Genomic DNA, 17,852 nt, shown 5'->3' with positions numbered 1-17,852 from the left:
CCAAAAATCTATGCTACATTTATGATTTCGCTTAATTTTGCTTTGCTCTGTCTCTTAACACTCTTCTTAAGATTTTACCCATCATATTTCTAGGTAGCTCATTGATAAACTCAACGATTGTGGGTACTTTGAAAGACGCAATTTTCGTTTTACAAAAATCTATAATCTCTTGTTCCGACACTTTGTCTTTATGCTCATCCTTAATGACCACATACGCTTTGACGGTCTCTCCTCGGTATTCATCCGGCACGCCAATCACCGCAACTTCTCTGACAGAGGGATGCTGGAGAATCGTAGCTTCCACTTCAACTGGTGCAATGTTATAGCCTGAAGCAATGATCAGATCTTTGATGCGATCGACGTAATGCAGAAAATCTTCCTCATCGATAAAGCCCGCATCCCCTGTTCGAAACCAACCGTCTTGTTGGAAGGAGAGCTGAGTTTCTTCCGGTTTATTAAAATAACCTTTAGCTACTTGAAGGCCACGGAATTGAATTTCCCCAACTTCCCCTCTCGGTACAACCTCTCCTTTTTCATTGACAATCTTCATTTCTCCTATGAAAGGCACCCCATCAGATAATGGTTTTTGCTTGTTTTTCAACATACTCCATGTACCCATTGAATTTGTTTCTGTCCCACCCCAGCCGGAAGATAACTTTTGGCCGATCTTTTCTTGCCAAGCTGCCATCAATGTTTCTGTTACCGGCGCTGCCCCCGCACATGATAACGTTAAACTACTTAAGTCATACTGACTAAATTTGGGATGGTCTAACAACGCTTTATAAAATGTTGGTGGTCCAAAAACCGTATTGACCTGGTGCTTCTGAATGGCTTCATACGTATCCTCTATATCAAAAACGGGGCGCAGGACCACCGTACCTCCCCTATAAAGCGTCGGCAGCTGGAATACCATGTAGCCCCCGGTGTGATTCATGGGCAAGAAAGCCAGATTAATTGGTTTTTGGGAACTCGGAAGGATTTGGGAATGGGTGATCGTATTGTGAACGATGTTATAATGGGTTTCCATTGCGCCTTTCGAATTACCGGTAGTCCCTGATGTATAAATAATTTTCACCACATCCTGCTTGGGACTGATTGTCGTATTGGGCTGAGCATGGCTGCGATTTTGTATACCATCCAGAAAATCGATTGTTCCTTCAATTTTTGTCTTTGGATGATCCCAGTATGTTCGTAATGATTTATACACCTTGAAATCCGGTGAGGCAAAATCTTGGATATGAGTCATAATGATATTTTTAATGCCCAGCTGATCTTTTAGTTTCTCAAAATAAGGATAGAAAACATCCAGGATGATGACCGTATTGGCCCCACTGTCATTGATTTGATAGGAAATTTCCTGCTCCTTATACATGACATTAAGTGGGGCAGAAATCGCGCCAATCTTTACTGCAGCAAAAAAGACAATCCAGTGTTGAGGACAGGGCGGGAGCATGGGTGAAATAATGTCCCCTTTCTTAATCCCCATCTCAATCAACAGAGAAGCGAATTGATCAATAAGACGACTAAATTCTCCATATGTTAGTTCATTATCCAGGAACTCGAGAGCCACTTGATCAGGGTGCTGATCCACACTCCCTTTAAATAATTCATACAAAGATATTTCTGGGATATCCGGTATGGGGTCATGCCAGGAAGGATCATAGATAACATAGGAGTCGTTGTTATTGTACTTTTCTCCCTCCTCGAGCCATACTTTCGGGTAATTCAACCGTTTGTAAAAGCTGCTCATCGTTTCCATAACGATCACCTTTTCTTCATATAGATTTCTGCCGACTTCAGCGGACCAATCTGATGATGAAATTTACTTTTATATCCCATGATTCTTCCAACTAGGTTTGCGTTTCTCAACAAAAGCTTCGGCTCCTTCATAATGTTTATCTTCCCGGAGGAACATCGACATCACACCTTCGGTTTCAATAAATGTTTGTTCCTCCAGTGTTCGTCCTATACCTCTTACAACCGTTTCCTTATCGGTACGGATTCCACCTTGGGGTAATTGGCAAATGGAGTGTGCTAATTCCCTTGCTCTTGTCATAACCTGATCTTTCGGTACGACTTCATTAATCAGTCCAATTCGCAACGCTTCTTCAGCATTGATTTTACGACCCGTGATAATAAGCTCCATCGCGCGCGCATAACCTAAAATTAGAGGGAGACGTACACATAAGCCGTCACCTGCAACAATATTCCAGCGTCTTTCGAGTGCACCAAATTCAGCATCCTCTGACGCAATCCGTATATCCCCAAGCAGCATATTTTCCAATCCCGCTGCAACAGCATATCCATTAATGGCAACAATGATCGGTTTAAAGATGTCAAACTTTTTAGTATACCCACAATACCCCTCTAAGTTCCTCACATCTTTTCGAAATTGATCGATTTGAAAAGGGGTTCTTAATGCTGCCGCATCCTTCAAATCCCAACCTGCGGAAAATGCCTTGTCACCAGCACCGGTATAAATCGCAACAAATGCATCATCATCATCTCTAAATCTTTTAAAAGCATGCTGAAGTTCCAAATTGGTTTCATGATCTATGCAGTTGTGTACTTCGGGACGGTTGATGGTAATCGTTACAACATGTTCGTCTTTTTCGTAGATAATTTTATCGTATTCCATAAAAAATTCTCCTTTCGTGACTGAGTACATCGTTTGATCCGACCTCTGGTATATCCACCATTCCTATTGAACTAGCAATTTGCCGCTCCTCCATCGATGAAAATCGTTTGACCAGTAATGTAGCTAGATGCCTCAGAAGCCAGAAACAGAACGGCTCCCGCCAGTTCTTGTGCAGTTCCCGTCCTTCCTAGCGGTGTTCGCATCATCACTTCCCGTAGAAAGTTATCCTTATCCGGAAGTAATTCAGCAACTCCTACATCCATGAAACCGGGGGCAATCGCATTTACATGGATGTTATAGGGCCCCCACTCCATCGCCATTGTTTTGGTCAATCGAATCAAAGCCTCCTTGCTTACCGAATAGGCACCTAAGCCTGCAACGGAAACAGCAGCGGATGAGGAAGAGACATTGATAATTTTTCCGCTCTTTTTCTCCTTCATATGTTTGCTCACCGCTTTGGAACATAGAAAAGGGCCTCGTAGATTGACATTCATCACTTTGTCAAAACCGCTGCTTTTCGTATGCTCAATGGGAGCCAAAAATGGACTGATTCCCGCATTGTTGATTAAAATATCGATCGAACCAAAATGGTTCAAAGTAGTCTCAACCATATCCCGGACACTCTCTTCATTTTCCACATCCAATTGGATGGCCAGACCGGTTCCACCCTGTTGCTCTACCTCGTCCAATACTTTTTTACACGCATCAAGATTACGACTAGCGATGACTACATTCGCACCCGCTTCGGAAAGAGCTTTCACAATTGTGCTGCCAAGCCCTTTACTTCCGCCCGTCACGATCGCCGTTTTCCCTTTTAAACGAAATAGATCAGCTATCATCTGAAACACTCTCCATTTCTATTTTCACTAGAGCCCTTTCATATGAAGAGGTTTTCCCATAGCGAGTAACGCTACTTCCTTCACAATCTCAGATAAAGATGGATGCGGATGTATCACTTCTGCCAGTTCCGTAACAGTTGATTCCAAACGCATCGCTAGGGTCCCCTCAGCTATCAATTCATTAACTCCTTCTCCCACAAACGAAAGGCCGACAATTTCTTGGTACTTGCTTTCGATGATGATTTTGACCATTCCCTCTCCTTTTTCAGACATCATCGCCTTACTATTCGCACTGAAAGGAAAGGTGAAGGTTTGGATCGTATCATATTGTGCTCTAGCCTGTTCTTCGTTAAGACCTACAGAACTTAATTCAGGTTCGGTAAAAATGCAGCGTGGAATTGCGGAATAGCTCATTTTTTTGGGATGACCAGCCGCATTTTCGGCAGCAACAGCACCTTCTTCAAAAGCAACGTGAGCGAGCTGCCAACCGGGTACGATATCTCCTACCGCAAACACACCCGGAACATTCGTCTCCATTTGTTCATTCACAGTGATAAACCCACCTTGAGCGACGACACCCGACTTTTCGAGATGTAAGGACGCCAGATTTGCCGTTCTGCCTGCCGCCACCAGTACTTTGTCCACGATCAGTCGTTTCTTATCGCCAAGTTGATCTAACGCAAGCTCTACCTTGCCATCCGTATGCACAAGGGAAGTAACAGCAGTTTGCGTAAAAAAATGTACGCCCCTTTTTTCCAAAGCTTTTAATAATTGGGCGGCCATCTCCGCATCCTCTAAGGGCAAAATTCTCGGAAGGATTTCGATGACAGAAACTTTCACCCCGAGTTTAGAGAAAATGCTGGCAAACTCCATCCCGACCACACCAGCGCCAACGATCGCTAAGGTCGAAGGGACAGATGTCCAGGACAAGACATGATCACTGGAAACGACGGTTTCACCATCAAAAGGCAAATGCTTTAATTCCCTTGGACGAGTTCCTACAGCTAAAATGATGTTGTCACCTTGTACCTTCATTTCGCCTTCTTGCGTTTTGATTCGAATGAAATGATCAGAATCAAAAGAGCCAATCCCATTGATGAAATGAACCTGATTACTTTTCAACAAGCTGCTGACGCCGCTTTTTAACTTTCCGATCAGCGCTTTCTTTTTCTGCTGGAATACATGCAAATCAATATTTTCAAGGGTCACATTGATACCTAACTGCGGAGCCTGCTTGATCTTGGCTAACAAATCGGTAAAATGCACAAAAAACTTAGTGGGAATACAACCAACATTTAAGCAGGTCCCGCCCAATTCGCCCTTTTCCACTAGCAGAGTTCGAAGTCCTAATTGGCCAGCTCTGATCGCTGCTGCATAACCACCCGGGCCTCCGCCGATTACAATCACATCGTATTTGGCATCAGTCATGGTCTTTCCCTCTGATGACTTTCTCTTTATCTATGCCGTATCTTTCATAAAATCGTTTGTCTGTTTGTTCGGGATCCTTATAAAAGTACCAAGTACAGCACTTATCAGGCGTTGTGGGGGGATCTAGGGGATATACCGGATAACCGCTCCAGCTCATGGGCATTAATTCATTCATGTACGTACAATGCGCGCAATAATAAGGGAGGTCCTTTCTGTTAAAAGACCAAGCGTAAGTTTCTTTTGTTTTACCGTAATTTTCATTTTCCATACGCCATAAGCGTTGTCCACTTCCACATGGGTGAAGCTTAAACGTTAACTTTTCCTCGTCTTCTTCAACCGTGAAAGAACCAAAGTCTGGTCCTGCACCATAGGTACTATGCGCCCGCCAAGTTGCAGCTAAAGCAAGAGCAATTGATTTTCGATCACGCCCTTGAATTTGTAAAAATGGCTCCTTCCATACCTGCGATGTCATTCCTGCTAATGCAATACCTACGTCCTGCTCCCCGCATTCTTCGGAGATCGAGGTCAATAGCAAAGCAATGGACTCAACAAGGAGATCATGATAAATTCCCCATTCATGCTTAGCCATAATGATGGATTCAATGGCTTTTTGTTTATCTCTTGCACGCACATATTCAATAAGCTTTTGCTCTTCTTTTGGGGTTGTCATTTGACTCAGGGTTTCCTTAGACAGCCAAGAAACTGCAAATTCTGCTTCTACGTTCACGCCGATCTTAGCCCAGTTTTCAACAATCACGCGTTCTACTCGCTGCCGATCAGCGTCCATCGTTCCTTTTGCAGGTGTTTTCCACAGTTTATCAAAAGCAGCTTTCCCCGCCTTATCTCTAGATCCAGCCCCTTTTTTTTCCTCGATATACGCGAGAAGCGCCACTGTGGAATCAATCATCAACACTCTTAAAAATCCCCATTCCGCCTTTAACTGTTTACAAAGTTTAGCTGCTGACTCGTAATCATCTTGCTCTAGCATGACTGCTACTTTGTCCAGCGTTGGAACGGTCATTTCATGTCTTTCCTGATTCGTAAACCACACTTCATTCTCCATGATTCCCCCTCCTTACCTCATTCGGGCGAGTGTTAAAGGGTTTAAGCTTGCCCCACCATCGACGGGTATACATGCACCGTTTATAAATGAAGCTTCGTCAGATGCCAAAAAGGAAACAAGGCTGGCAATTTCCTCCGGTAAGCCTAATCTTTTAGCTGGCGTTAACCTGAGTACACCTTCCTTGATCATTTCCGGCATCTTGTTTACATTTTCAGTATGGATCAAGCCGGGTAAAATGGCGTTACTCGTAATGCCAAATTCTCCATATTCAAGTGCCACATTTTTCGTCAGACCGATAATACCTGCTTTACTTGCTGCATAACCCGGCTGCCGATCCAAACCTCCTAACGCAGCGATTGAAGACATATTAATGACCCGTCCGAAGCCTTGTTCCTTCATTTTCACTAATGCAAACTTCGTGCAATAAAAGGTACCATTTAAATTAACGTTTATTTCCTGCTGCCATTTTTCCACGTCCATCTTCGCCGTAGCGGAAATGTTATTGACAATACTGGCATTATTCACAAGAATATCGATACTGTTGTATTTTGAGACAATACGATTAAAACTAGATTCCACTGCACCAGGATTGGAGATGTCAACCATTTCATAATCGCCACCGCAATCCTCCATCATTTGAATGATCGTATCTGACAGATCTAGCCCAAGCACGAAATGACCATCCGCGAAAAGTCTATGCACGATTGCTTTGCCGATCCCGCCTGAAGCGCCAGTCACAACTGCGACTCTCTTATTAGTTAACAATTGACTCACCTCTGTTATTGAGAACTATTCTTTACTGCTCAGTTGATCTTTGATCGCTTTTTTAAGAATTTTCCCACTGGGTGATGTTGGAAGTTTATCCCAAAAAATAATATCCTTTGGCACTTTAAAGCCTGCTAGACGTTCCTTGCAATAGGAAATGATTTCTTCTTTTGTAGCCGCCTGATCTTTAACTAATACAATATTGGCAGTAACCGCTTCAATCCAAAGAGGATGCGGCATACCCAAAACAGCAGCAATGGCAATCTTCGGATGACTTTGCAAAACGGATTCAACTTCTAAGGAGGAGACATTTTCTCCACCTGTTTTAATCATATCCTTTGCTCGATCTACGAAGAAAAACTGTCCTTTTTCATTCCGATATCCGAGATCACCAGTATGCAGCCAGCCTCCTCGCAGGGTTTGTGCCGTTAATTCCTCATTCTCCCAATATCCTTTCATCACAATAGCCCCGCGGATGACTAGCTCCCCAACTTCTCCATCTTCTGCTTCCTCACCATGTTCGTTTAAAATTTTTACAGTTACGCCTGTATCGGGAATCCCGATTGAACTCGTATTCTCCTCAAAATCTTCCGGAATGGAAGTTGTACCAACGGGCGTGCTCTCTGTTTGTCCCCAATAATTTCTCCATTTGAGGTCAGGTTTAATGGTTTTCCACTTATCAAGTACAGGTTTCGGCAGAGTAGAACCAAAAGACACACACTTTTGCAAGGAAGAGAGGGAATACGAATTGAAGTTAGGTACCGTTGGCAATACATAATAGAGCGTTGGAGGATACGTCCACATCGTCACTTTATGATCCTGTGTTTTTGTCAAAATGTTGATGGGGTCTGGTGCATATTCAAGAAAAGTCTTCGCACCAATCGCAAGGGAGGCCATTAGAATGGTGGTACCTGCGACATGGAATAAAGGGAGATCAATTAGTATGACATCGTCTCGATTCAAAGTAACATCGCTGACAAAATGAAAAATACTCATGTAGTAATTTAAATGTGAGGTCATAACACCCTTGGGGCTTCCTTCAGTTCCAGTCGTATAGATCAGCGTGGCTGTGTCATCTGATTCAATGTAAACCTCTACCTCTGTATCTGGATAGCTGTCGGAAAAAAAACTGCGAACATCGATCCAGCCTTCTGGAATATGGAAAGGATCATGGAGTGAAAAAACACCGTAATTTTCAATGGCGTGTAGTGTATCTTTGACGAGCATGACTTCGGGGACTAAGGAGTCTTCTAAGAAAAAAAGCTTGGGCTTTGCGTTATTGATTATGTAGTTGATCTCATGCGATTTTAAACTGAAGTTGATGGGGACGGGAATGGCGCCGATTTTAGCTAAACCTAAGCGGCAATATAAATAGTCGAGGCAGTTATGAGTCATTAATGCCACACGATCACCACGTTCGACTCCTAGTTGTAAAAAGGCGTGGGCAGCTTGACAGCTTTTTGAGTTCAACTCTTGATAGGAAACAAGGATGTCTTGATAAACGACAGCAGTTCGTGTACCAAAGCGTAAGGCAGAACGAGTCAATAAATCTCCAATTGTAGTACGGCGTAATAGATTTTCCTGCAAGCTATGCATCAGAATCCCTCCATACTTTAACTCATATTTGGTTTTAATTCCTTGTTCCCCTGACTGTAATCTTGAAATGGCTCATCTCTCATTTTAACGGCTGCTTGCACCCCTAAAGTGTTTGCTACATTTACAAATTCCTTTCCTTCAGGCGTGTTTCGCATGATCCCATCGAGGATCGGACCGAGATATTGCGTGTTTTGGAGCCCCATTTGTTCAAATACTTGATTCACGATTAGCTTCATAGCGGCTAACTGAGAAGTAGGAATGTTGGCCATTCGATCTGCCCAGTACATCACCTTTTCATCCAGTTGCTCGGCCGGGTAGGAATAATTAATTAATCCAATATCCGCAGCTTCTTTTCCACTAACCGAATCGCCTGTAAGCGCAAACATTTTTGCTTTTGTTAAACCGAGTCGATAGATCCACATCCCCGTTAAATGACATCCCCAAACACGCGCATAAGGGGTACCAAATCGGGCATCATCTGACGCGATCACAACATCAGCTAGAAGGGCCATCTCGGAGCCACCGCCCACACACCAGCCATGAATTTTAGCAATAACGGGCTTACTGCTTCTCCAAATCGACATAAATTTAGGAATGATGCCATAGAACGGATTCGTGGCAACCATAAAATCCTTTCCTGCATCCCACTCCTCTTCGGCGCTTTTCAACCCCCATTCATTGAAATGGTCTAGATTTTCCGAGAAGTCAAACCCGGCGCAAAAAGACTTGCCCGCTCCCTGAAGAATGATGACACGGACGTCTTCATCGTGATTGGCTAAACTAATCGCTCTCTCAATCTCCTCCGGCATCGGCGGACGAATCGTGTTAAACTTCTCTGGACGATTAAGCGTAATTGTTGCAATCTTACCAGCCGTTTCATACGTAATCATTTTAAACATTCCACAGCCCTCCAATGTCATTGTGAATCATATCGACTGAACGTTCAGTAGATAAATCGTACACCTACATAAAAAGGTTGTCAATCCATTTTATTGAAAAATAAAAAAATAATCACCTGCTAGTCAGGGATTATTTTATGGACTTGCGAACGACTTCCATAATCGTCTGTTTATTCTTCTCTTTCATAGATTCATAGTCTTGCTTACCCATCAATTGTCTAATGGTTGGTAGAGCAATCAGCATATAAGAGACAGAGCCAAAAATCTGGAAAAAAAATAAAGTCGGGTCGATGGATGGCATGCTGCCTTTTTCCTTTAATCGTGCTAACGGCTTCTTCATCATTTCGATGACTTCGGATAAATACATATGCCGCTCTCCACTCATTCTCTCCGAATTCTCCATGATCTCTCTCATGAGGATTTGATTATATTCTGCGTTACTATGAATCCAGTCGATCAATCGTTCCACCATGATCTCGACTTGTTTTTCATCGTCACCTAATTCTTCAGTTAGGTCTTCTGTCATGGTCTGAATGCTGGTAGCAATACGCTTTAGCACTTCTTTGTACAACGCTTCTTTGGAAGGGAAGTGATATAGAAGCGTTGAGTTTGCAACTCCTACGGCACTTCCAATTTCTCTAACAGAGACCCCTGATAGTCCTTTTTGGGAAAATAATTGCTCAGCTGTTAGCAATAAACGTTCTTTCGTTGAATCTATGGAATCTAAGGATTTATGGGGCTTGGTATCGGATTTTGTCATCGTTCTCTCCAGTCTATTTATATTCGAGGTTACAAACACTTAATAGGACTGCGTTTTATGTATTCGTATTATAATCTATTTTAGTAAATTTAGACAATTGTTAAAGTGACACCCTTAAATTAATAGAATATATGAGACTATCACATTCTACTAATTGGAAGAAGGAGACTCAACTCAATCCATCTTTGATATGTTCTTGGCTTCGGACATTCTTCTAGTGGTATTCCTTTTCTATTGTCAATAGAATAACCAAATCGATCGACATTGGGCACGTTGCATACCAAAAAGTCGATACCGAAGTATCGACTTTTGAGGAAAAATGGTCTAAAACCCTTTACCCTGTATAACCATACTTGCTATCTACCGCTTCGCCTTATAAAACTCATGATACAGCTTCATTAAAGCACGTTTCTCAATCCGGGAGACATAGCTCCGGCTGATGCCAAGCTCCTTGGCGATCTCCCTCTGCGTTCGTTCGTCTCCTCCAAATTCCAAGCCAAAGCGGCCTTTGATCACTTCTTGCTCACGCTCATCCAATATATCGAGATTGCGATAAATTTTGCTTTTTTCAATTTTAAGCTGAACCTTATCGACGACATCATCTGCTTCCGTGCCGAGGATATCTATTAATGTAATTTCGTTCCCCTCTTTGTCCGTTCCAATGGGGTCATGAAGTGAAACGTCTTTGCGGGTTTTCTTCAGGGAGCGAAGGTGCATAAGTATTTCGTTCTCAATACAACGTGCCGCTAACGTCGCCAACTTAGTCCCTTTGTTGGGTTGAAAGCTTTCAATCGCTTTGATCAGCCCAATGGTTCCGATGGAGATGAGGTCTTCTAAGACCTCACCCGTATTGTCGAATTTTTTGAGGTTGTGGACACAACCTGATGTCACTTTACAAATTTGAGTGGCTAAAAAATTTATTCTGACCACATCGCTGGAAGCAAAGAGGTCAGGGGTTCGATCCCCCTTGGCTCCATCATAAAGAAAAGCCAAAACCTTTGATAAATCAAGAGTTTTAGCTTTTTTTGTTTAAGTATATAACTTACACCCGCGTACCAAATTTTTAACTTTGAGGACGAATTGGGGACAAGCAAATCCTCATCCTTTTAAAAACTATTAGCGCCACACAACAATATTCCCATATCCATCACTTGCAGCAATTACTCTTGCATCTAATGACACAGCGACTTTAGTAAACGGAATATCTTCATCTTCAACTGACAGTGTTTTTATCTTATTTCCAGCTTGAATACTGTAGAAAAATAAATCTCCATTTGCATAGACAAGAGTATCATTTCCTGCCAACCAAGTTGAGTAATGATCATTGTGATCACTCCAGTTTACACTGAATCCTTTTTGTTCTTTGCAAATCGTCTTTTCTTTCTTTTTATCATCAATATTCCAGACTGTAAAAGAAGTATCATCTTCTGTTATCAAAAATTCCTCATTCGGAGTAAAAGACATCGGTTTCTCCCCATCTCCTAACTGAGAAATTTTATGATTTTTGTTATTTTTTCTATCAAAAACAAACAAATGATTCTCACTTCTTCTTTCATTAAAAGCGATGAATTTTGCTCCTTTACTCAATATCAAATGATTTGGATAATAAACTTCAATTTGCTTAATTTTATTTAAAGAAGAAATTTGATAAATATTACACAAACTACTTTCTGCTTCTACAACAAATGTACCATCTGTACAAATTGCTTTATTCGAAAAATAACCTAACTCGAACCTACGTGATGACGAATATGAATCAGAAAGTGGTTCTATTCTCCATAAAACTAATTCTTCACCATATAGTATAGCCAACCTTTTTCCATCTGGTAAAAAACACAGATCATTAATAGTACCTATTCCTTTATCGATTGTAGCGATTTGTTTGCCGCTTTCCAGATCATATAAAGTAATATCTCGAGAGGGTTTTGAATCATAGGTCGATGCAACAGCTAATAATTTTCCATTTGGCGAAACAGCTAGCGAGGTAATCTCATAAACACTTTTCTTTATATGCAGCCATTTTCTATGTGAAATACCCCCACTAATTGGATACTTGTGTTCCCCATCACTAAACGTTGGATCAAATAATGCTACTTCTTGATCTATTACCTTAAATTGCCCTTTTACCGAAAATTTTTCTGCTATTGAACCAAGAGCCTTAGCTTTACCAGGAGGAATACAAATCCATGCTCCATTTGGTTCAAAGCAAACTTTTTTCATTTGTTCATCCCATTCAATATGAATAGGCAAGCGTTCTGTCTCAATATCATATTTTTCTCTAATCACTGTAGCCATTCCGACAATTGTTTCACCAATATTGCCAATTCTCATTTGAAATTCCTCTTGTGTTTCAAAAGCATCTCTTTCAAAGCTATATTCTGCAACTTTACTTTCAACTTCAATCAGAGAAATTTCTGTAGTTGTTTGAAGCGGTATACTGCTTGAAATAGTATTTAAATCAACTAATAATCCCACCACAAAATCAAAAATGTTAACTTCTTTTTCCACATTCATAAAAGCAGTATGTAATAAATATTGATGAATCATGGAAAATTGAATAGCACGCTTTTCGTAAGGTACATTTAACGAATCAAGTTGTGAAACCACTGTCTCATAAATATATTTTTCTTGCCCATTAAGTTTGGTTAACTTGTCAATCCCTTTTACCAAAGGAGCTTCATATGACTCTGTATCATACAATCCTTCTAGCGGAATATTTTCAAATAATCGTTCAATTAATGCGGGCTTTTCAATTAGTTCGTGATAGAACGCTTTTGCTGAGAAGCTAGTTTTAACTGGCAAACCAAGCTCTGTTAAAGTAGACTTTAACAGCAATAAATCTGATGTAGACCATTCACCTTTTGAACGATGATAAAAGTCATTGGTAAGGCAAATAATTTTCTCTATATCTGGCAGTTCAGCATACTCAATTCCGTTGTAAGCCTGATATTCTATCGTTTTACTCCAATGCAAAAAATCCACATTTCGTTCCAGTTTATCAATCCTGTTTTCCAATTGGATAATATCGGATCGAGTTTGTTTAAAAAAAGTAATTAAGGTTTTATAAATTTCATTTATTTCTTGATCCAATTCCATGACAAGCATATTTAATTTATTGTTTACTGAAGTCACTATATCAAAAGTTAGTAGATTTTGTTCAGCAAGCTTTTGGATCATCTGCTGTGAGGCATATTGAACCTTAGTAATATTTCGATCAATATCTGCACTTATTTGTTGATTTTTTCCTGTAATGCCTCCCCATATTCTTTTGAAAAAGCCCTGATTGGATAACTCATTTGCTCTTGCTTCGCTAACAGTTAGTGCCGTAACACTATCCATAGTAAGTTTATTAATTGCATTTCTATTATTCTGATGCTGTGCTATCGCTTGTTCGATAAATTGATCTATTTCCTGCTTTTCTGCAGGAGTTAAAGACTCATTTTGCTGTAAATCTATTGTTAGTTGCATTTTGATGAAATCCTCTCGTTTAAAATAGTAGCTAATTCATCCTTATAATTGTCTCTTTCGGCAAGAATTTCAGCTCTTTTGGTTTTAAATTCCTGCTCTTTCGTATGCAATTCATTTAAACGAATTTCAATTTTCTTTTGTACTATACCCATTTCATATATAGGCTTTAATATTCTAACTGTATCTTGATAACCTTGTTCTATTCTGCGTCTTGCACCTTCTGGCGTAAAATCCAATGTTCCATCAATTAGCCCTCCTTGATCCTCTTGCGGCACTATTTCAATAATATTTGCTCCAGGGAATTGGTTATAATTAATGGTTTCATCTCTACCTAAATGAACAACAATAAAATTTCTACAGCCTTCATCAAATAAAGGTTGTATTGGGATGTTGTCTCTAACACCTCCATCAATATAATTTTTTCCATCAAGTTCTACAGGATCAAAAATAACTGGAAGGGCAGTTGTAGCAAGTAATAGAGATTTCATCTTTTCTTTACTGCAGGAATTTAGTTTAAAGTAATGTGTTTTAAGTAATGGAATTTCACAGCACGTAACATAACAAGAAATATTAGAATTCGATACTTGATCCAACTGAACATATTCCTCTAATAGCTCCAAAAAGCCACTTCTTGAAAATACCCCAAATTTTGATATTCTATTGCTCCATTTAAGAAATGAAGTTCTAATCCGATCAGTTATACCAAATGTGCTGATAATCGGAGAAAGCTTTCTTAAGTCTAAAGACAGAATCTTATCTGGACTTATAGATAGCCAAGCTTCTTCAGCTAACTCTATATTTCCCTGTATAAATAACACAGAATTTAAAGCACCTATAGATGTTCCAGAGATTGATGTAATGTTGTTGTCAATTCCGTATTCTCTTAATGCTTTCCATACTCCAATATGGTAAGCTCCTTTGCCGCCGCCACCAGCAAAAACAAGACCAACTCTCTCCATTATAAGCACTCACTTTCTAATTAATCATTCAGCTTATCTTCATAATTTTGCATGATCTGTTTAACTGTAAGTTTCATTTCTTCCCGAAAATCATCAGGCTTTAGCACCTCTACATACTGTGCTTGACTAAGCAGCCACATTTTAATTCCTCGGCCATAAACCTTAGCTTCCACGACTGCAATATCATTCTCCATGGTGACGACAGCATTTGGCAAGCGATCCATAACAGCTTCTAAGGAAGCACCCCAGAAACGGAATTTTACATCTATTAACTTGCCTGTCTGCATAAATTGAACCTGTTTACGAAACTCTCCTTCTTGAAATCTTTGCTGATCAGTTATGTAAAAATGCTCCTTCAGGATTTCATAGCTTTGGATCCGATCCAGCCTGTAAATCACAGGATAATCTTTGTTCGCCCCTTGAATATAGGCAATCAAATAAAAATAATACTCCGAAAATGTAATTCCTAGCGGTTCCAAGCCTCTCTCAACTAATACACCATCTGCTCTCAAGTAACTCGCTTTAACTAGCTTGCGTTCTCTTACAGCAAAGCTTAAATCCCATAAGATTTCCAACAAGGGACGATTATGTGAAACAGGATGGTATAGAAATCTTTCATTGCTAATTGCTTCTCGAATATGCTTATGTTGATCAGGAAATCCCTGCATGATTAATTTATCCAGAAGCTGGTTCATTTCTTTTGTGGGAAAAGCCCTGCTTTCTAATAGTACTTTAGCCAGTGTAAGAACTTCTTCGTTGGTCAGTTTCTTCTGATCATTCCTTTTCAGGACATAGCCCTTTCGTGCTTCCTCATACAAGATAATCATTTGTTCCTCTTCAACAAAGCTCGAATTCGTTGCATATATACGCAATACCTCGATATCACGTTGAATTGCTTTTTCACTTACATTAAACTCTCTAGCAGCTTCTTTCTTGTAAATACATTTACCTTCTAACAGATCTTCATATAGCTTTAAAACTCTTAGCGTCTTCGGTTCTCCTAGTTGTTCACTCAATCCAATCCACCTCAACAGCCTGTTATTCCGATATGAAAAAGTACTTAATATTAGTTCGTGATTATCACCTACTTAATCTACATGATTCGACATTAAATTCCGATTTCCTATGCCCAGTATAATTTTTATCTTGGACAATTTTTGTCCAATGCCATTTGCTAATGTTTATTCTATCAACTATAAACTAACCAATTAGAGGTGTTAAATGGAAACCATTAATCAGAATGCAAAATTAAAAGAGTTCACATTCGCTTGGATCGGAGGCTTAAGTTACCTGAATTACATTAAGAAAACTACAAAAGCAACATTATCAGACATTCATCTATCCACTGAACAACAAAATTTCATCTTAGGCGTATTACCAATTAAGCCAACAACATCAAGCATGAGTCTCCAACAAATCGTTGAAGTTTCGATGAAAACAAGAATTAATTGGTTTGATTTGATTTTCGCTATTGCATTCACAGCCTTAACTATTGTAACTTTGAAAATTCCCTTTGCTATTTTAGCTCTATTTTTTATTTGGACCACTTTTCACTTAGACATTAGCCTTAAGGATCGTCTAGGCAAAACACTACTCATCCCAACTTCATCCAAAAATGCTGCTAATCAATTCATCGAAGCCATTATAAATAAAATCGATCAAGCGTCTGCTGAAAAAATTATTGTAAACAGAAAAGATAGCCGAAAAAAGTTTATCAGCCTATCTGTCATCATCGTCGCAGTTATTGTCTCTGTCTTCTTTACAATGAACTACTCAAGTGAAAATATGTATGTAAAATGGGCTAAGGAAGCCCCAGCAATTCCAAATAAAAGCTTTGCGTTGCAGGAGGTACTAGAGAATAAAGCTTACTTTAGTCACGTCGAATGGACACAGGTGACGCAAAATGGAAATAAAGATGATGTTGATAAGTTTGTCATGTACCAAGCTATCTACACTGAACATGGTGTGAAGGTTCCGATTCGCACTATTTTTCAAGTCTTTGCACCCAGTATGTATGCCCCTGTTGAGGCTTCAGCCGATGGAGAACTTGTAGATCTGCCAGACTGGAATCTTTTCCTGATTGAAGCAGCAGAAAAATTTGAAGCTAAAGAAGTAAGTAAAGCTCAACAATCAACCAAGCCGATTGAAACTCAGGAGCCTCAAAGTCCGAATCCGACTGTTTCTGCACAATCGACAAATATTCCGCCTGCTAGTTCATCGATGCTAAGCGATCTTGGCCCGTCCACAATCACATGGCGTCTAGGCAGCTCCAACCAAGAGTTGCCGGTAACGTTAGATGGAGAACCTGCTTCTATTATTTTGGGACAAGATACACCTAATGGTGTGAAGCTGCAAGTTTATATACATCTGCTAAACAGTGCGTGGAATCTATCACTTAAAACAGATTTACAAACTGAGAGTCCATTTGAAGACTGGGGAGATTTGAGGGAAGGATATGGAATTAGTGTAACGACTCATGCTTTTGACAAAATGAATACTGAGGCTCCCGAAGTCATTGTTATGGCAAGCAATCAATCCACTGAAACATATGTCTGGGTCTTTGCTTACAATTTCATTGCGTTAGAGAACGGTGAGAGCCCACTTGATCTCATTTTCTATACCACAGGTCAGGGAGAAGTTCATATTGAAGATGACAAACTTATACTGCCTTACGGCTCTCAAGGACTCTTTGATGAATATCGATATATTGAAGGGGCTTTTATTAAGCAATGACTTGCGTGATTTGGTTAAGCAGAAAGATTTATTTCTGAATATCCAATCAATTATTGCCTGGAGATATAGTGTAACGCTAGTGAAAAAACATAAATCAAAAAATCTCCCCGGTAATCTCAAACCGGCGAGATTTTTTATCAAATAGTCGACATTCCATCTTCCTTCCAAAATAATCCTCCCTTATATATCAGGAGATACCCATATTGTTACCGCTTCGCTTTATAAAACTCATGATACAGCTTCATTAAAGCACGTTTCTCAATTCTAGACACGTAACTGCGTGAGATTCCAAGTTCCTTAGCTATCTCCCTCTGCGTTCGTTCATCTCCACCAAACTCTAGTCCAAATCTACCTTTAATTACTTCTTGCTCCCTAGCATCTAAAATATCTAAGTTACGGTAAATTTTACTCTTCTCAATCTTGAGCTGAACCTTATCTACTACCTCATCGGCTTCAGTTCCAAGAATATCGATTAATGTAATTTCGTTMCCCTCTTTRTCCGTTCCAATKGGRTCATGMARKGAAACRTCTTTRCGKGTYTTCTTCARGSWGCGRAGGTGCATAAGTATTTCATTCTCAATACATCTGGCAGCAAATGTAGCCAGCTTCGTTCCTTTGTTCGGCTGAAAACTTTCAATTGCTTTGATCAACCCAATGGTTCCGATGGAGATCAGATCTTCTAAATCTTCACCTGTGTTATCGAA

General features: G+C 40.1%; 15 protein-coding genes and 1 pseudogene. 2 read left to right on the top strand and 14 right to left on the bottom strand.

Annotated elements, in window-relative coordinates; genetic code table 11:
* Positions 1-31: 31 nt before the first annotated feature.
* The 10 genes from AC1DOK_RS14245 to sigK (AC1DOK_RS14200) all read right to left on the bottom strand — a co-directional run bounded on the left by AC1DOK_RS14245 (position 32) and on the right by sigK (AC1DOK_RS14200) (position 10,888).
* The gene (locus AC1DOK_RS14245; RefSeq protein ID WP_477554958.1) at positions 32-1,759 is read right to left on the bottom strand and encodes a class I adenylate-forming enzyme family protein; all 1,728 of its coding nucleotides are present in this window, start codon (positions 1,757-1,759) and stop codon (positions 32-34) included.
* A 69-nt stretch (positions 1,760-1,828) separates the two neighbouring features.
* Positions 1,829-2,638, bottom strand: coding sequence for an enoyl-CoA hydratase/isomerase family protein (locus AC1DOK_RS14240; protein WP_477554957.1), 810 nt, complete (start codon positions 2,636-2,638; stop codon positions 1,829-1,831).
* Positions 2,639-2,709: 71 nt separating this feature from the next.
* Positions 2,710-3,477 (bottom strand): SDR family NAD(P)-dependent oxidoreductase, encoded by a 768-nt coding sequence (locus AC1DOK_RS14235; protein ID WP_477554956.1) that lies wholly within the window; start codon positions 3,475-3,477, stop codon positions 2,710-2,712.
* 27 nt (positions 3,478-3,504) lie between these two features.
* Positions 3,505-4,905, bottom strand: a complete 1,401-nt coding sequence (lpdA, locus tag AC1DOK_RS14230) for a dihydrolipoyl dehydrogenase (protein WP_477554955.1) — start codon at positions 4,903-4,905, stop codon at positions 3,505-3,507.
* Positions 4,898-5,968, bottom strand: a complete 1,071-nt coding sequence (locus AC1DOK_RS14225; RefSeq protein WP_477554954.1) for a hypothetical protein — start codon at positions 5,966-5,968, stop codon at positions 4,898-4,900. Before AC1DOK_RS14225 ends, lpdA begins: the two co-directional genes overlap by 8 nt.
* A 12-nt stretch (positions 5,969-5,980) precedes the next feature.
* Complete coding sequence (locus AC1DOK_RS14220; RefSeq protein WP_477554953.1) at positions 5,981-6,733, bottom strand: SDR family NAD(P)-dependent oxidoreductase; 753 nt, start codon at positions 6,731-6,733, stop codon at positions 5,981-5,983.
* 24 nt (positions 6,734-6,757) lie between these two features.
* Positions 6,758-8,329 carry an AMP-binding protein gene (locus AC1DOK_RS14215; RefSeq protein ID WP_477554952.1) on the bottom strand — a complete coding sequence of 524 codons (1,572 nt, stop codon included), beginning with the start codon at positions 8,327-8,329 and terminating at the stop codon, positions 6,758-6,760.
* A 17-nt stretch (positions 8,330-8,346) separates the two neighbouring features.
* Complete coding sequence (locus tag AC1DOK_RS14210) at positions 8,347-9,228, bottom strand: crotonase/enoyl-CoA hydratase family protein (protein ID WP_477554951.1); 882 nt, start codon at positions 9,226-9,228, stop codon at positions 8,347-8,349.
* A 130-nt stretch (positions 9,229-9,358) separates the two neighbouring features.
* Positions 9,359-9,988 (bottom strand): TetR/AcrR family transcriptional regulator, encoded by a 630-nt coding sequence (locus tag AC1DOK_RS14205; RefSeq protein WP_477554950.1) that lies wholly within the window; start codon positions 9,986-9,988, stop codon positions 9,359-9,361.
* A gap of 360 nt (positions 9,989-10,348) precedes the next feature.
* Positions 10,349-10,888 (bottom strand): RNA polymerase sporulation sigma factor SigK, encoded by a 540-nt coding sequence (sigK, locus tag AC1DOK_RS14200; protein ID WP_477555116.1) that lies wholly within the window; start codon positions 10,886-10,888, stop codon positions 10,349-10,351.
* Between sigK (AC1DOK_RS14200) and AC1DOK_RS14195 the strand changes: the two are divergent.
* Positions 10,885-10,964 (top strand): annotated as a pseudogene (locus tag AC1DOK_RS14195). The gene sigK (AC1DOK_RS14200) and the pseudogene AC1DOK_RS14195 overlap by 4 nt on opposite strands.
* Before the next feature lie 140 nt (positions 10,965-11,104).
* On the opposite strand, the gene AC1DOK_RS14190 reads toward AC1DOK_RS14195, so the two are convergent.
* The 3 genes from AC1DOK_RS14190 to AC1DOK_RS14180 are packed head-to-tail and all read right to left on the bottom strand — an operon-like array spanning position 11,105 to position 15,431.
* Positions 11,105-13,456, bottom strand: coding sequence for a WD40 repeat domain-containing protein (locus tag AC1DOK_RS14190; RefSeq protein WP_477554949.1), 2,352 nt, complete (start codon positions 13,454-13,456; stop codon positions 11,105-11,107).
* On the bottom strand, positions 13,447-14,415 hold the full coding sequence (locus tag AC1DOK_RS14185) for a patatin-like phospholipase family protein (protein WP_477554948.1): 969 nt from the start codon (positions 14,413-14,415) through the stop codon (positions 13,447-13,449). Before AC1DOK_RS14185 ends, AC1DOK_RS14190 begins: the two co-directional genes overlap by 10 nt.
* A gap of 20 nt (positions 14,416-14,435) precedes the next feature.
* Positions 14,436-15,431, bottom strand: coding sequence for a helix-turn-helix transcriptional regulator (locus AC1DOK_RS14180; protein WP_477554947.1), 996 nt, complete (start codon positions 15,429-15,431; stop codon positions 14,436-14,438).
* A gap of 205 nt (positions 15,432-15,636) precedes the next feature.
* Between AC1DOK_RS14180 and AC1DOK_RS14175 the strand changes: the two genes are divergently transcribed.
* Positions 15,637-17,148 (top strand): hypothetical protein, encoded by a 1,512-nt coding sequence (locus AC1DOK_RS14175; protein ID WP_477554946.1) that lies wholly within the window; start codon positions 15,637-15,639, stop codon positions 17,146-17,148.
* Positions 17,149-17,354: 206 nt separating this feature from the next.
* On the opposite strand, the gene sigK (AC1DOK_RS14170) is transcribed toward AC1DOK_RS14175, so the two are convergent.
* On the bottom strand, positions 17,355-17,852 hold a 498-nt coding region (gene sigK, locus AC1DOK_RS14170; RefSeq protein ID WP_477554945.1), incomplete at its 5' end, for an RNA polymerase sporulation sigma factor SigK.

It is taken from the genome of Paenibacillus sp. P5_B5, from assembly GCF_056400365.1.
The sequence above is the reverse complement of the archived record's forward strand: the minus strand, read 5'-3'. Positions and strand labels throughout refer to the sequence as shown.

What these genes read in the sequence shown, in the direction of transcription:
- AC1DOK_RS14185 (WP_477554948.1), bottom strand. Translation starts at nt 14,415, where the DNA reads ATGGAGAGAGTTGGTCTTGTTTTTGCTGGTGGCGGCGGCAAAGGAGCT.
- AC1DOK_RS14225 (WP_477554954.1), bottom strand. Translation starts at nt 5,968, where the DNA reads ATGGAGAATGAAGTGTGGTTTACGAATCAGGAAAGACATGAAATGACC.
- AC1DOK_RS14240 (WP_477554957.1), bottom strand. Translation starts at nt 2,638, where the DNA reads ATGGAATACGATAAAATTATCTACGAAAAAGACGAACATGTTGTAACG.
- AC1DOK_RS14210 (WP_477554951.1), bottom strand. Translation starts at nt 9,228, where the DNA reads ATGTTTAAAATGATTACGTATGAAACGGCTGGTAAGATTGCAACAATT.
- AC1DOK_RS14215 (WP_477554952.1), bottom strand. Translation starts at nt 8,329, where the DNA reads ATGCATAGCTTGCAGGAAAATCTATTACGCCGTACTACAATTGGAGAT.
- AC1DOK_RS14190 (WP_477554949.1), bottom strand. Translation starts at nt 13,456, where the DNA reads ATGCAACTAACAATAGATTTACAGCAAAATGAGTCTTTAACTCCTGCA.
- AC1DOK_RS14175 (WP_477554946.1), top strand. Translation starts at nt 15,637, where the DNA reads ATGGAAACCATTAATCAGAATGCAAAATTAAAAGAGTTCACATTCGCT.
- AC1DOK_RS14205 (WP_477554950.1), bottom strand. Translation starts at nt 9,988, where the DNA reads ATGACAAAATCCGATACCAAGCCCCATAAATCCTTAGATTCCATAGAT.
- AC1DOK_RS14245 (WP_477554958.1), bottom strand. Translation starts at nt 1,759, where the DNA reads ATGGAAACGATGAGCAGCTTTTACAAACGGTTGAATTACCCGAAAGTA.
- AC1DOK_RS14235 (WP_477554956.1), bottom strand. Translation starts at nt 3,477, where the DNA reads ATGATAGCTGATCTATTTCGTTTAAAAGGGAAAACGGCGATCGTGACG.
- lpdA (WP_477554955.1), bottom strand. Translation starts at nt 4,905, where the DNA reads ATGACTGATGCCAAATACGATGTGATTGTAATCGGCGGAGGCCCGGGT.